Consider the following 15161-nt stretch of genomic DNA (forward strand, 5'->3'; position numbering starts at 1 on the left):
GAGGAAATGGATTTAAAAATCATTATTTTTGATAGCGAGTCTTACACTGATTATTCATTTGAAAACGAGCTAAAGAAAAAGGTCGATTACAAAGTACTATTATTCAACTCTGAGAAAACACGAGTGAGAATTGGATTTAGGAAAAAAGATATGAGAATGTTAAATGTAACGGTTGAAGGCAAGGATATCGATGATCCTGACGAATTTAATAATACTATAGCTAGAGCTATAAATAAAACCACTGAGAATTTATCAATTGCGTTATATGGTGTGGAATAATGAAGATCACCTAGGCATTCTTATGGGTGTCATTTACTATTTTTAAATACCAACCGATAAGTAAGTTGAGGGGTGGTATAGGTGATAGACTTTAGTTCTATGAAAGAACAAATGAATCATATGGCATTACAACTATTTGTTATATTATTTATTCCTTTTATGTCTGGATTATTACGAAATACGTTTTGAGGTTGTTCAAACTACCAAACGGAATCTCGAATTTTGTAGCTGTTTGTGTTGTTTTGTATGTTTTATATAAAACAGTATTAATAGTTTTAGGTTAGTAGTAATATCGTCGTCTTTTGTTGTACTTTTGAATAAGAAGGGGGTGACTCATGTCATCTTGTTTGGTTCGGGCGTAGCGTGCATAAAGGTTATACTATCTGAATTATACAATGATCAATTGCTACAGTCTAAAATGTCGTTGTCATCTGAGAGTATCAATGCTTAGGGGTTCGGTATGATTGGGTAGTGAGAATTCATATATAATTTTTGGAGGATAAGAAATGAAAAAAATAGTAGTTTCCCTTTTTGCTATGGCATTAATAGCGCTTGGTGGTTGTAGTCATGATTCGGACAATACGGGTTCCTCACAGGATACTAATGAAAAAGCTTCCGAACAAACGGACCTTAACTCAACAAGGGTAGAAGATTCAACAAAAAAAGATGTCCCAAGCTCCTTTTCATTTACATATAATGATCAAAAATTTGAAGTTGTATATTTTTATGAAAACTTTATAGAGTATATTAAAGAGGCAGAAATGCAACCCGGAAATTTAGATGGTTTATATATAGAAACAATTATTAATCCAATAGCAGAAGAGAGGGGGATTCGGCTTTCAAAAGGCTGGGGATTCGAGACACCTACACAACTAGAAATTTTAGAAAAATATCTACAATCATTAATAGATAATCAAGAGACTATCCAGAAATTAATCATAGATTCATTGAAAAAGTCAGCGGATAAGCTCCAGCCAGGAGCAGATAAAACTATATTTGTACTTCCTGCAAACCCAGAAGACAAGGATGTTATGGAAAGTGTGGTAGGGGTGGCAGCTTTTACATGGAACGAAAACTTTATCTCTCTTCAAATAGCTCCACCATTTTTTGACGAGGGTAGTCTTAAACAGGCAGTTGCACATGAGTATCATCATACCGTCTTTTTTGAGAATAATGAAATGGGTAATACCTTATTAGAATCTGTCCTGATTGAAGGGAAGGCAGACACGTTTGCAAAGATAATATATCCAGATATTCAGATGCCATGGAGTAATTTTTCTTCAGCAGAAAATGAAAGACAAACATGGAAAGTGCTTAAGGAAAATACAAGTTCCTTATTGCCAGCTATTCAAGATGACTTTTTCCTTGGAGATCCAAGTAAAGGGATACCTGAATGGGCAAATTATAAAATAGGAAATAAAATAATGGAAAGTTTTATCGAAGAATATCCAAGTATATCTATCGCTGATTGGACAGATATGCCAGCAGATGAAATACTTACGAAAAGTAAGTATGCAGAAAAGCATTAATGTAAACTTTCTCGTAAAAAGAGAGGCTCTTCAAATTGGAATAAACAACGTATTCGAGTAGCTAACATTCACGAGAAAGTTGTCAATCTACGTAAGAACTTTCTTCACTATAAATCAAAGGAGTTAGTGTCCTGTCTAACTTCGATGCTGTTGTGATTGAAGATTTAGACATGAAAGGGAATGTCACAAGCACTTAAATTTGGTAAAAGCGTAGCTGATAATGGATGGGGAATGTTCACTTCTTTCTTACAGTACAAACTAAAAGAACAAGGGAAACAACTATCAAAATTGATAAATGGTTCCCATCTGTGACCAAAACGTGTTCAAGTTGGGGAAATACCCAACCAATGCTTATAGAAATTAGAACATACGCTTGTTCGTGTGGGCTAAATCTCGATAGAGATTATAATTCAGCTCTCCATATCAAAAAAGAAGGCATTCGCTTATTAGCAAGTGCCTAATGAAAATATAAACTCTTGGAACAAGAGGGTTAGCTTGGTCCATTTCGTCAGCTACCAAAAGTGGCGATTACCCAAGAAGCCCCCTCTTCAAGCAACCCGTAAGGGTGGTAAGTGGTGGGAGTAGTTCACGCAATGTATTTCAAAATATAGAGATATTAAACCCCTTTATTGAAACTTATCGACCGGTTGAGCTTTATATTCAATGTTTAGGTGATAAAATAAACTCTTTTTTGAAAAAAGTTTTGAAAAAAGTATTAAATGATATGCTCCCCTTAAGATAGACAGATTAAAAATAAAAATCTGTTTCTACACTAAGGGGAGTTTTTTACTCAAAGTAAAGTAACCACTTATATTGGTAGTAGGTAGTTACTTTTTGGATATATACAAAAGATCTATTTCATTTAGTCACCCCAATTTTCGATTGTGTACACATCTACTTTTACTCCAGTTCTTTTATCAATTTTACTGCCTTTTAATACTGCATTTTCAAAAGGAACTTCATAGTTCTTTTGCTTAATGGTAGTGGAAGTGTTTGGGTTCGTATCTTTATTAGCAAATATATAAGTTCCTAAGAATAAAAGAGCAAAACAGGATAACACAGCAAAAAGGAATTTCTTCATATCGATTCACTCCCTATAATCTTTAATAAAATGTTAACATTTTATGGGATTATATTAAAAATTTTAATTTTCAAAAATAAAACCTTACACTAACTAGAGTTTCCTTCTCCACGTTTGTTCTCGTATATTTACAGTTATTTAGTATTTATTAACTTCTTATTAAACAATTGCTTGTGAGCTAAATAACCTGAGTAATTACTTTCTATTTTTATCGTTAGAAAACAAAAATATTTTAAAAATAATAATAATTATTTACTTTTTGAGCGGAGCAGTTGCACTGATTCTTGGAATAGAATCTTGTTTAGGTCTTCATGTACCAGGGTGGTTCCTATATCCTATATAAGTTTATTTGATATAGTTTTTGAAATCCATCAATCTCCTAAATAAATTATGTACATTTAGTAGTTTTTCATATTACAGTAGTAACCAAGATACCCATTGAAAATAGAGTTGTAGCATTTTCGACCTAACACCAAAAAAGCAATAAAGTAGAAAATATGCTCATTCCTAGGTGGGGGGTTAATAATGAATTAGTGAGTAAAAACCGTGTTTATCAGGCTGTGTATGCTGCAATGTAAATCCGACTGATTGAAAACATTTCAAACAAGCGACATTATCTTCTTCGATTCCTGCATACCATCTCTTAATAGATTGCATATCTGGCAAAAGCATTGTTTTTTCTATAAATAGCCTTCCATAACCTTTATTACGGAGGGACGGTTTTACAGCAAGTGCAATACTGCCTGTACAATCTTCTTCTATTTCTACCATAACTATACCTACTGGCTGATTACATTCAAGGGTGAGCCATACAAAATATTGGGTATTCTCTTTTATATTATTAAACCATTCCATTAGAGGTAACATTCCCTCTAAACGGTTTTGAATCTCGTGATCATTAAACCATTCTTGTACAGTTTTGATATCTTCCTCCTCAAAAAGACGCATTTCAATTGACCTTTTCACTACATAAATCCCTCCATTTAAGATCATTAATAGAAATTAAACAATCTTCATTTTTTTGTATCTATAGGTACGATTTAATTAGGAATAAGTTTCATTAGTTAGTACTAATAACCAAACAAAATCGGAATTTTTGTTCTCATTTTAAAATTAAAATCCTGATAAAATTTATTTTGACACAAAGAATTATTTTACTTTATGTTCTCTTGAATTTATCATCATAATGGCATAAAAACCCCTTCTTATAACAACTATGAAGAGAAATTAAAAGAAGGTTATTGTACCAATAGGAAACAATAAATACATATAAGTTTGTACCTATAGAAAGGATTATTATTGATGATTGATTAAAAAAGCCTCTAGGGGTACATTTAGTTTAGTGTTGGTGTGACAACGTTTTTGATGAGACTACTCCTGCATGTAGAAAGGTTTGAACAATAGTGGAGCAATTATTTTTATCAAGTACTGGCAGATGATTAGAGTGTAATTGCTTGTTTAATATTATTCAATTCGATTGGACTATCTAGTTTCAACATGTAGCGAACTCTGTTTTGTATTGTGAGTCTAGTTACCTTAACTAACATTACAGATGCAAATACCATTTTCTTCATGGATTGAAATATGGATAAAGAGAGTATAAGCCCTTTTGTTAACAGGAGCTACTATTGTGAGTAGTTCTTTTTTCTCTGTTTGAACAAACTGGAATAAAGGAATATTACGAGTAAGAACCGAAATATAATGGTATAGAATACTTTAATTTAAACACAGCGTTACACAAAAGAAATATTTTTGTAATATAATTGAAACATTATAGTACGTTCATACGTCTAATTAGTAGATAGAAAAGGAAGGGTGTTAAATTTGAGAAATACTCTAATCAGTATGTTATTCTTCTTATTTTTGGCTGCGGGCTGTGGTACACAAGAGAATGTGATAAAAGATGAAAATATACAGCAAGGAAATGCATTGCATCAAGAACATGTGAGCAATATAAAAGAGAAAGAAACCGTTGTGCTTGCTTATGAAACGTCGAAGCAAACCAATCAAGAAATGAATGTAGATGATTCAACTGATAAGCTAAAAACTTCTATAGATGAAGTAGAGAAACATGAAGTCCAAGATGATCGTTTAAAAGAAAGTGATGAAAAGCAAGAACAAAAGCTAGACGCAAAAAAAGAACAGGGAGATATGGTTAGTGAAGCTGACTTTATGCAAGTATTAGATAAGTACAATCAAATGTATGATATCATTGAACCGGATGTAGACCAGAGTAAGCTTTATGAAGAATATGTTGGATATAAATTTAAAACAATCAAAACAAAAGAGCAGCTTTATAAAGAATTCTCCGATTTTATGATTAGTGAAGTTGCCAGAAGCTTATGGAGCGACTATGTGAATGAGGGAGAAGACGCGTTATATTTAATTCCACAGGACGGTCATCCGAAGTTTATTAAGGATAATCCATATTCGTTAAAAAAGATAAATCAAAACACTTACCAACTGACCTCCAATCACCAATGTGAATTACATGGAAGGTTAGATATGGTCTTTACTTTTACGAAGATAGATGGTAAATGGAAGATTTCAAAATTAGATGTTAGCTAAGCTAACCATTAAAATATTCTACTGTATAAATATATTTTTCTACCGAATATGTAACAGGATGCTGGAAATGTTTACTAGACTACAAAATAATAAAGTTATAAGAATGTAGCCTGAATTCCTTAACAGATAAGGAATTCAGGCTTTTTTCTTGAAATAAGGAAGCGTGGAATTTGAAATCAGAATCAAGTATAACATTTACAAAAATAAAAAGTTTTCTTGCAATTACGAAATTATTTTGATAGGATAAGAAAAAATATAGTATAAGTAAAATAAATACAGTAAAAGTGTAATTATAGGAGTTGGAATATTCAAAAATGGAGCATATTCACAAAAAGATTAAGAGTTTACGTTTAGAAAAGGAAATGACATTGAAGGACTTAAGTGAAGCTACAGAGCTTTCGGTTAGTTTTTTATCCCAAATAGAGAGAGGTTCCTCATCTCTTGCGATTACGTCGCTAAAAAAAATTGCTGACGCGTTTCAAATTAATATTTCTTATTTCTTCCATGAAATAGAAAATTACAATTATGCTGTGCACAAGGAAGATCAAAAGCCGTTCAAGCTAGAGGGGTCTAATGTAACGCATGTAAGATTAGCGGGGAAATTTCCTGACCGTAAAATGGAGCCAATGATGGTAACTCTTCCACCCAATAAAACATTTATTGAAAAGTTCAGTCATCCTGGGGAAGAGCTTTATTACATAGTAAAAGGGGTGGTGATTTTTAAGGTAGAGGAGAAGGAGTATATCCTTAATGAAGGAGATTCGATTCATTTTCCTTCTGTAAAAGTCCATCAGTGGAAGAATCCAACGAATGAAGATGCTGTTTTATTGTGTGTACTAACACCAGTGATTTTTTAAATAACTAATTCATTTAGAAAGGGCGGTAATACTATGAGGGTAGCAACAGATATTGGAGGAACGTTTACGGATTTAGTTTATGTTGATGAAGATGGAAAAGTAGAAGTTGCCAAAAGCCATACTACTCCTCCTGACTTTGAGCAGGGAGTTATCGATGTATTAGAAAAAAGTAACATGGATAAAGAAGCAATCGAAACTTTTATACATGGAACTACTGTAATTATAAATGCTCTAACGGAAAGAAAGGGTGCCAAAACGGGTCTCATTACTACAAAAGGATTTCGTGATGTCTTGGAAATCGCTCGTGGTAATCGTCCTGATTTATTTAATATTCGCTACAAAAAACCAGAGCCATTTATTGAGCGTTATTTGCGGAGGGAAGTGGATGAACGCCTTAATTATAAAGGAGAGGTTCAAACAGCTTTAAACCGCGAACAGGTTAAAACAGCAATCGAATATTTTAAGTGTGAGCAGGTAGAGGCAATCGCAGTCACCTACTTACATTCCTATGTGAATCCAGAACATGAAATGGAGACAGTCAAGTTGATCAAGGAGTTATGGCCAGAGGTTGCCGTGTCAGCATCGCATGAAGTAACGAAGGAGTGGAGGGAATACGAGAGAACGAATACGACCGCTTTAAATGCATATGTCCAGCCAACAGCAACATCATACATTAATAAATTACATCGCAAATTGACGGAATTTAATACGAATAGTAACAACTTTATTATGCAATCGAATGGCGGAACTACGACCTTTGACGAAGCAAAAAAAACACCGATTAATATGGTAGAATCTGGACCTGTTGCAGGAATATATGGTGCTGCTGTGCTGGGAGAGATTATAGGAGAAAAAAATGTAATAGCTTTTGATATTGGTGGTACCACGGCTAAATGCTCACTTATCGAAAATGGCGAAGTGAAAGTATCTACCAATTATTATATCGAACGAAATGATCGTACTGCAGGATATCCGATTAAAGCACCGGTAGTGGATATCGTGGAAATCGGAAATGGAGGAGGCTCCATTGCTTGGATGGACGAGGGCGGTTCACTAAAAGTCGGACCCGAATCAGCTGGAGCTCTGCCTGGACCAGTTTGTTATGGACAGGGGGGGACAGAACCAACTACAACAGATGCCAATGTATTAACAGGACGTCTTTCTCCGAAAAATTTTGACTTTCCAGTTGATATGGAAGCTGTACAAAAGGTTATGGAAGAAAAAATCGCCAATCCTTTAATGATGACGGCTGAGGAAGCAGCATTAGGAATTATTCGTATAGCAAATTCTAATATGTTAAATGCATTAAAGTTAATTTCCGTTCGAAAGGGGCACAACCCACAAGATTTTACACTAGTAGCTTTTGGTGGCGGTGGTTCCATGCATGCAACAGCGCTGGCAAAAGAGCTAGGTGTCAAAAAAGTAGTCATTCCAATAGCATCACCAGTGTTTTCAGCTTGGGGGATGTTAATGACTGATCTCCGTCACGACTATATTAAAACGTATATTAAACGAATAAATAAGTTAGACCTACAAGCGTTGCATCAAGAATGGCATATAATGGAGCAGTCGGCTTATGATCAATTTGCTAATGAAGGAATTCCGAAAAATGATGTACTATTTCATCGCTTTGCAGATATGCGTTACCTTGGACAGGAGCACACTGTAAAAGTCCCAGTTCCAGCTGGTAATTGGTCGGAAAAGGATGTCAAGAAGATTATTGATGCATTCCATAAGTTACATGAGCAGAACTATACCTTCCAATTACCAGATACAGAAATTGAAATGGTTAATTTGCATGTTACTGCTTTTGGAAAAGTAGCCAAGCCTTCTATAAAGAAAATAAAGCGTCATACATCATTACAAGAAGCAAAAATAGAAACAAGAGATGTCTATTTTGAAGATCCCAAGGGCTGGAAGAAAACCGATGTGTACCAGCGTGAAAAACTGCCTATTAACAACCCGATATATGGACCAGCTATTGTCGAAGAAAAAGCGGCGGTTACGGTAGTTTATCAAGGACAATCCTTAACGGTAGATGATTATGGGAATTTAATAATAGAAACGGGGGCGAAGTAAATGTTATCTAATGAAACAAAAATAGATCCATTTACATTGGAAATCGTCAAAGATTCTTTGCTAGCTACTGGAGATGAAATGTTTATCGCCTTAGCCAAAACCTCTATGAGTCCGATTATCTATGAGGTTTTAGATTATGCTAGTGGATTGACGGATGCAAAAGGACAATTGCTTACTCAAGGGAATGGAGTAACTGGCTTTATAGGAATGCTTTCCTTTATGGTTAAACAAACGGTAGAGAAATACGGGGAGACTGGTAATCTGCATCCGGGGGATATTATTATTGTCAATGATCCATATGGTGGTGGAGGTTCCCATCTATCTGATGTAGGCTTAGTTATGCCAATTTTCTATGACGGGGAGGTAATTGCTTTTTCGGCAAATAAAGCGCATTGGACAGAAGTGGGAGGAAAGGATCCGGGATCATTCACCAATGATTCGAGAGATATTTTTCAAGAGGGTTTACAGTTCCCTTCATTGAAACTATTTGATGCTGGGAAATTAAATGAACCACTGGTTGAAATGATAAAGGCGAATGTGCGATTTCCTGATCTATCATTAGGAGATATGTGGGCTCAAGTAGCTGCCCTTAAAACCGGCGAGAAACGTGTTGTTGAATTATGTGAAAAGCATGGTAAAGAACTAATTGTTTCCGCTATTCGTAGCCAGTTGGATCACGGTGAAACAATCTCAAGACAAGAGCTCACCAAATTGCCGAAGGGGACCTATACAGCAAGCGGTTATGTAGAAACAGATGGAATTGGAAATGGACCATTTCCGATTCAAGTAAAGGTTACAATCACAGAGGATGCGTTTACTTGTGACTTCAGGGGTAGCAGTCCTCAAGTTCCAGGTCCGGTCAATTGCTCGTTTACTGGACTAGCGTCAGCGGTAAGAACCATTTTTTTAGCTATAACAAATCCAGATCAAAATGTGAATGATGGGGTTTTTCGTCCATTAGAAATAATTGTAGATGATAAGTCGATTATGTCAGCAGAAAGACCAGCTCCTACTTCTAATTATTTTGAGACAATGCTAGGTTGTACAGATTTAATTTGGAAAGCCTTAGCTCCACATATACCTGATAAATTAGCAGCAGCTCATTTATTATCTGTATGTGCTGTTACTTTAACTGGAAAGCATCATGACACGGAGGAACCATTTTTGATTGTAGAACCTTCTGTTGGTGGCTGGGGGGGAGCTGAAGGACAGGATGGTGCAAGCGGACAGTTCTGTGTGTTAGATGGTGAGACATATAATGTCCCGGTCGAGGTCGCGGAAACAAGATACGGTGTCATGATTGATGAATATAGTTTACGTATTGATGGATCTGGGGCTGGACAATATATCGGCGGTAAGGGTGTTATTCGATCATATAGAGCATTAACAGATGAGCAATCAGCTACGGTCACATTTGGACGTAATAAGTATCGGCTATGGGGGATAAATGGTGGACAAGATGGATCATTAAATGAGTTTTATATCCATAAAGCGAACGGAGATATCGATGGACCTTTTGGTGTTTACCCGCGCTATCAACTTCAGAAAAATGACGTGTTAAAACTAATGACTGCTACTGGTGGTGGATATGGTGACCCAATGAAACGGCCAGCTGAACAAGTTGTTCGTGATGTGAAAAATGAATATTACACCGTGGAAGAGGCAGAGCATGTATTTGGAGTTAGCATTGACCCTCAAACGTTTGATTATAAAGAATCAGCAAACAGAAGATAGCTGGAAGGCGGAGTAGGTATGAAAATAAAAGAAGATGGCCACGAAAAATTAGGATTAACGACTTTATTTACAAACAAAGAAAAAACTGTGAAGTTTGGCACAGCTATTATTGCACCTGGTGAACGGGTACCTGTAGTGGGTGTTTCCTCTCATTTTGAACATGAATATTCCGTTATTGTAAAAGGAAAAATAGCTGGTGAAAGTGGCGGGGAAGCCTTTGAAGTTGGAGAATCTGCTGCAACTTTCATCCCAGCAGGTGAGGAGCATTGGGCAATAAATAATAGTGATGCTCCCTGTGAAATAGTCTGGTTACTTGTAAATGAACAGTAAAAGGAAAGTAAACAATAAGTAGAAAGGAAAGCATCTTTTCTACTATTGTTTTACAGATTTTTTTCAGAATATTGAATTATTAGGGGTGGATACAATTGAATGAGAAAAAAGGGAAAGCAATAGAACAAGATAATGCTCTACAAGCAGTTCCAATCGATCAACGTCAGCATTGGATGACTCCAGCAATGATATTTGGTGGTCTTGAATTTACGATACCAGTTTTAATGGTCGGAGCTACACTTGCGGGTAGCTTTGGACTTGGGGAAACATTCTTTATTCTTTTTGTAGCTCTATTTGGTATACAATGGATAGGAAATGCATTACAAGGTTATATTGGTGCCAAAACAGGACGTTCCTCATCTGTTATAGCCCGAACTAGTTTTGGTGCGATGCAAGCAAGGTTTATTGTAGGTTTAACTATTTTTGTAGTCTCGCTTGGATGGTGGGCCGTACAGACATCTGTGGCAGGTAATGCGATATCTGCGATGTTTGGAATTGATTACACCACACAATGGGGGCTATGGGCATGTATAACGGCGATAGCGGGTTTGCTTTTTGCTATACCCTCTATTATTGGGTATAGTTCCATGAAATGGACAGATTATATTGCTGTTCCTGCTGGACTTCTTCTAATTGGAGCGGGAATTTATTTTGCATTAAGAAATACAGGGTGGGAAACAATCTCCAATTGGAATCCAGCCCCTTCGATGGGGATATTTGCAGCTATTAGTTTAGTTATTGGTGTAAATGTATCTCAGTGGGTTATTGCTTCAGATTATACACGATATGCTAAACCAACAATAAAGGATAATGCACTTATTCCTGCAGGTATTGCCATCATAGGCCTTCCGCTATTTATTGTAGGAGCTGTTATGTCTGTTGGAGTTGGGGAAGCAGATATTGTTAATGTAATGTTGAATCTAGGGTTTCCAGTGTGGGGATTTTTAATTCTCTGGTTTGCCACATGGACGAGTCAATTGGTTAATAATTATAGTATGGGATTAGCATTGTCTAATATGTTAAATGTGAATTCCAATAAGGGAAGAGCGTTGCTCACCTTTGCTGGTACAGTCGTTGCTATTATCATATCATTAGCGGGTATCCTTGATTATTTTATGGACTTTTTATATTTAACTGCATTAGTGTACCCAGCAATTGCGGGTGTAATAATGGTAGACTTCTTTTTTATCCGTAAACGTACGTGGACAGATCATCAAGGCTGGAACTGGATGGCTACTATTGCTTTAGTGGTAGGTACAATGCTAGGTTATTTGACACAGTATGTAACTACTTTTGGTCTTCCTGCTGTTCAGTCACTAATTGCTTCAGGCTTCGTCTACTATATTTCAATGAAAATGAAAGCAAAGGTAGCACCTGACCATTTTACAAGCATTGCTACATGTGGCTACGAAGAGAGCAATTACAATGAAACTGTAAGTAAGTAACAAAAGGGCTTGATTCATTCTGTGAATCAGCCCTTTTTTATTAAATGATAGGGGAGCGAATCAATGGAACGAACCTCCATTGTTCTATAAGGTAGTGATTACTTTAACGACTGCCATTTCTTTACCAAACCTTTCACCATTATCAATAAATCCTAACTAGCGTAGAGGTGATGAGCGCTAGTATTGAGTCATTCACATGCTATATTTTGATAAGTATTTCTCTTCTTTAATTTATACCTTATCCTTATAAACATCCATTACCTTAAATGTTTGACAGACTAGTAATAAGTCGGGGGTAAAAGTAAGGCCGTACTGACTTAATTCCCAAGTGAAAAATTTGACATGCTCACGATACCAATAATCATAGCTTAAATCCCCTTCGCCCTCAGATCTTGCAAAATCACTTGATACTTCATTCATTTTTATAAAATCGATCTTTGTATATTTTATAATTGCTAATGGATTATTATCACCGTCTAATACAATACCATACTGACCAACTTTTGGAATTTCTTCTCCTTCCAGTTCATAAACACAATGAGCAGCGCATGTTCCAGTTTTGATTCCATTAACGACTAAACTTCCTAATTCATCTCCCATTTCTTTGGTACCATCCCCAAACATCCATGCTTCTGGAAGGTTCATGTTTAAATCATTCTCTTTAGCGTACATATTCCAATATTTTTTAATCTTATTATTAAACATTAATTATTCCCCTTTAGTAGTAAATGCGATAAAACAAAGTGACCATAACCTATTGTCTGTTATTTTGGGAAAACATGTATTACTATTAAATGACCTACATATTAGAAAAGATGTTACAATTATTTAACTGCATTGTTCCTTAAAAACATATAGAATGATGCACCGAAGATTGTAATATACCCAATTATACTCCAAACGTCGGGAATTTGATCGAATAAAACAATGCTGATGAACGCCGAATAAATTACTGTAGAATAGAAGAATATGGATATTTCTTTTGCAGGAGCATATTTATATGCAATCGTAATACCGAATTGACCAACAGTTGCAAATACACCAGCTGCTAGTAGATATGTCCATTGTTGCAGGCTCATTGATTCATAAAAAACAAGCACGAATGGCAGCAATATCATTGTCGTGAAGAATGAAAAATAAAAAACGACTGTATAAAACTGTTCTTTACTTCCTAATACGCGTAATACGGTGTATGCTCCTGCGGCAAACACAGCTGAAAGAAAACCGGCGAGATAAGGTATCGTATCTACCGAGAATGCTGGTTTAATAATAAATAAAGTTCCGATAAAGGCAATAATTATAGCAACAACTTGAAAAGTACGTGTTCTTTCTTTTAAAAAGATTGCTGCAAATATAATAGTAAGAAATGGACTTAACTTGTTTAGCATATCTGCATCAGATAGAACAAGATGGTCAATAGCATAGAAATATAAAATAATACCAATTGCTCCTAAACTAGATCGTAGCAAGAGAATTTTTTGATTCTCTTTTTTACCAAATAAACGTTCCTTATAATATTTGACGAATCCAAATGCAATAATCATGGAAATAGCATTTCGAAAGAACGTTTTTTGAACAGTTGGTACATCACCTGATAGCTTAACAAAAGCTGCCATCATAGAAAAACCAAATGCAGATAAAAGTAGTAAGATAATTCCTTTATTTCGATTGCTCATGGTGTCCTCCAATCATGTTGAATGGCAGTTATACTTTTATAGTTGGCCTCAACACCGTAATATTTTGTCATAAAGTCTATGTGTTGTCTACTAAAGTATTTTATCTATATAAAGAAAGGGAAATGATGATGGAAAAAGAAATGGTTGGTTATTGTGCGGTATGCCATAAGCCTATTTACTGTCATGGTGGATTTTTAGAAGGAAACATAGGGGATGATAAGGTACTTCGATGCCTTGCATGTACAAATGAGGATGAAGTTGTTTCTAACCAGTAATTATAAACACACATATCTCTCTCGTTTAATCGTGTTTATATTTAAACGAGGTGTATGTATTGTTCAACTATGTTTCTTTATAATACCTGTAATTCGCGAGTAAATGATGTTAATACTTCGACCTTGATCCTAACCGATTAACTGCCCCCAGGTGGTGATGCCATTTTATGTAAGGATTTTCTTCATCAAAAATAGGTATCATATGCGCAATGATGGATGCACTTCAATTCGTCTTCCCTAATGCTACATATGTTGATATTCAAGAAGCTATTAATAAACAGCGACTTAAGAAATTAAAAGTGAAATTTTCTATTTGCAAGAGTTGATCATACTATTTAGCAATTACAGGTACTACCATTAACGACATCAAGTATGTCTTTAATCAGTTTTTAAACGTTTCCCTTGATGTTAAAATTCCTTAACTATCCTTGAAATATCTCTAAATCCCACTAGCCACTCCGAATCCAAATAATGAATATAATATTCTAAGATAGTCATAATAAAACAGTAGGTAAGGGGGATGAGTTTATTGATATGAAATTGTTAAGATATTCTTTACTTTTCTATATTACTTTATTAACAATAATTATATTTTGTAGAGTTTCTATTGCAGATGTATCTAACTATCCATTGCAAATAAATTATCCGAACATAATGATGTATCAAGGGAAAACTCACCAAAAGGTTATTGCATTAACCTTTGATGATGGCCCTGATCAACAGTATACCCCGAAAATTTTAGATATATTAAAAAGGGAAGGGGTTCCGGCAACCTTTTTCTTAATGGGTGCACGTGTTTCAAAGTATCCTAATGTGGCAAGGAGAATTGTTGAAGATGGTCATAGTGTTGGTAACCATTCATTTTGGCATCCTCAATTGACAAAGACTAGTGTTAATCGGATGAAATGGGAAATTAAGAGTACAGAAAAACAAATATTATTAGCTACGGGAGTAAGTTCGACACTCTTCAGAGCACCATATGGAGATATAAGTGAAAAATTTGTACAAGAGCTCGGTAATATGGGATATAAAGGCATTGGCTGGTCTATTGATACGGAGGATTGGAAGGAACTTTCAAACACAGACATTTCTCAAACTGTGCTTAACTTAGCTCATCCAGGAGCTATAGTACTTATGCATAGTGCTGGACATAGTTCGCAGGACCTAACGGGAACAGTCGAATCACTAAAAAATATGATAACAATTCTTAAGCGGAGAGGATATCGTTTTGTAACAATTCCTGAACTGTGGAATCTTAATAACTAATGTATATTACCATGTAGTTTGTCATCAAATGAAGTACCCACT

General features: G+C 35.4%; 14 protein-coding genes and 2 pseudogenes. 11 read left to right on the forward strand and 5 right to left on the reverse strand.

Features of this window, described 5'->3' with window-relative positions:
* From JUJ52_RS20900 to JUJ52_RS20910, 3 genes and pseudogenes are all read left to right on the forward strand, one after another.
* The coding region (locus JUJ52_RS20900; RefSeq protein ID WP_228089186.1) for a hypothetical protein at window positions 1-279 on the forward strand (279 nt) is incomplete at its 5' end.
* Window positions 280-785: 506 nt separating this feature from the next.
* The gene (locus JUJ52_RS20905) at window positions 786-1808 is read left to right on the forward strand and encodes a DUF2268 domain-containing putative Zn-dependent protease (protein WP_228089187.1); all 1023 of its coding nucleotides are present in this window, start codon (window positions 786-788) and stop codon (window positions 1806-1808) included.
* A 6-nt stretch (window positions 1809-1814) separates the two neighbouring features.
* Window positions 1815-2269 (forward strand): annotated as a pseudogene (locus JUJ52_RS20910) (RNA-guided endonuclease InsQ/TnpB family protein); the annotation flags it as partial.
* 401 nt (window positions 2270-2670) lie between these two features.
* Here JUJ52_RS20910 and JUJ52_RS20915 read toward each other — a convergent pair.
* A complete protein-coding gene (locus JUJ52_RS20915) occupies window positions 2671-2889 on the reverse strand; it encodes a hypothetical protein (protein ID WP_228089188.1) in 219 nt (72 codons plus the stop codon).
* A 519-nt stretch (window positions 2890-3408) separates the two neighbouring features.
* Window positions 3409-3855 (reverse strand): GNAT family N-acetyltransferase, encoded by a 447-nt coding sequence (locus JUJ52_RS20920; RefSeq protein WP_226983500.1) that lies wholly within the window; start codon window positions 3853-3855, stop codon window positions 3409-3411.
* Window positions 3856-4713: 858 nt separating this feature from the next.
* Between JUJ52_RS20920 and JUJ52_RS20925 the strand changes: the two genes are divergently transcribed.
* The 6 genes from JUJ52_RS20925 to JUJ52_RS20950 all read left to right on the forward strand — a co-directional run bounded on the left by JUJ52_RS20925 (window position 4714) and on the right by JUJ52_RS20950 (window position 11902).
* Window positions 4714-5457, forward strand: a complete 744-nt coding sequence (locus JUJ52_RS20925) for a hypothetical protein (protein ID WP_205388427.1) — start codon at window positions 4714-4716, stop codon at window positions 5455-5457.
* 314 nt (window positions 5458-5771) lie between these two features.
* The gene (locus tag JUJ52_RS20930) at window positions 5772-6314 is read left to right on the forward strand and encodes a helix-turn-helix domain-containing protein (protein WP_026683012.1); all 543 of its coding nucleotides are present in this window, start codon (window positions 5772-5774) and stop codon (window positions 6312-6314) included.
* A 33-nt stretch (window positions 6315-6347) separates the two neighbouring features.
* Window positions 6348-8393, forward strand: coding sequence for a hydantoinase/oxoprolinase family protein (locus JUJ52_RS20935; protein ID WP_205388428.1), 2046 nt, complete (start codon window positions 6348-6350; stop codon window positions 8391-8393).
* On the forward strand, window positions 8394-10127 hold the full coding sequence (locus JUJ52_RS20940; RefSeq protein WP_026683014.1) for a hydantoinase B/oxoprolinase family protein: 1734 nt from the start codon (window positions 8394-8396) through the stop codon (window positions 10125-10127).
* A gap of 18 nt (window positions 10128-10145) precedes the next feature.
* Complete coding sequence (locus JUJ52_RS20945) at window positions 10146-10457, forward strand: cupin domain-containing protein (RefSeq protein ID WP_121604907.1); 312 nt, start codon at window positions 10146-10148, stop codon at window positions 10455-10457.
* A gap of 95 nt (window positions 10458-10552) precedes the next feature.
* Complete coding sequence (locus JUJ52_RS20950) at window positions 10553-11902, forward strand: purine-cytosine permease family protein (protein ID WP_226983501.1); 1350 nt, start codon at window positions 10553-10555, stop codon at window positions 11900-11902.
* Window positions 11903-11986: 84 nt separating this feature from the next.
* Here the strand turns inward: JUJ52_RS20950 and JUJ52_RS23800 are convergent.
* The 3 genes and pseudogenes from JUJ52_RS23800 to JUJ52_RS20960 form a co-directional block, all read right to left on the reverse strand.
* Window positions 11987-12087 (reverse strand): annotated as a pseudogene (locus tag JUJ52_RS23800) (GNAT family N-acetyltransferase); the annotation flags it as partial.
* Between the two features lie 46 nt (window positions 12088-12133).
* Window positions 12134-12607 (reverse strand): ASCH domain-containing protein, encoded by a 474-nt coding sequence (locus JUJ52_RS20955; RefSeq protein WP_121604908.1) that lies wholly within the window; start codon window positions 12605-12607, stop codon window positions 12134-12136.
* A gap of 119 nt (window positions 12608-12726) precedes the next feature.
* Entirely contained in the window at window positions 12727-13578 is an 852-nt protein-coding gene (locus JUJ52_RS20960) for a DMT family transporter (RefSeq protein ID WP_121604909.1), read from the reverse strand.
* Between the two features lie 128 nt (window positions 13579-13706).
* On the opposite strand from JUJ52_RS20960, the gene JUJ52_RS20965 reads away from it, so the two are divergent.
* Both JUJ52_RS20965 and JUJ52_RS20970 read left to right on the forward strand, forming a co-directional pair.
* Window positions 13707-13853, forward strand: a complete 147-nt coding sequence (locus tag JUJ52_RS20965; RefSeq protein ID WP_205388429.1) for a hypothetical protein — start codon at window positions 13707-13709, stop codon at window positions 13851-13853.
* Window positions 13854-14387: 534 nt separating this feature from the next.
* The gene (locus JUJ52_RS20970; protein ID WP_121604911.1) at window positions 14388-15119 is read left to right on the forward strand and encodes a polysaccharide deacetylase family protein; all 732 of its coding nucleotides are present in this window, start codon (window positions 14388-14390) and stop codon (window positions 15117-15119) included.
* The last annotated feature ends 42 nt before the right edge of the window (window positions 15120-15161 follow it).

This window comes from Virgibacillus sp. AGTR (assembly GCF_016919725.2).
GTDB lineage: Bacteria > Bacillota > Bacilli > Bacillales > Amphibacillaceae > Virgibacillus > Virgibacillus salarius.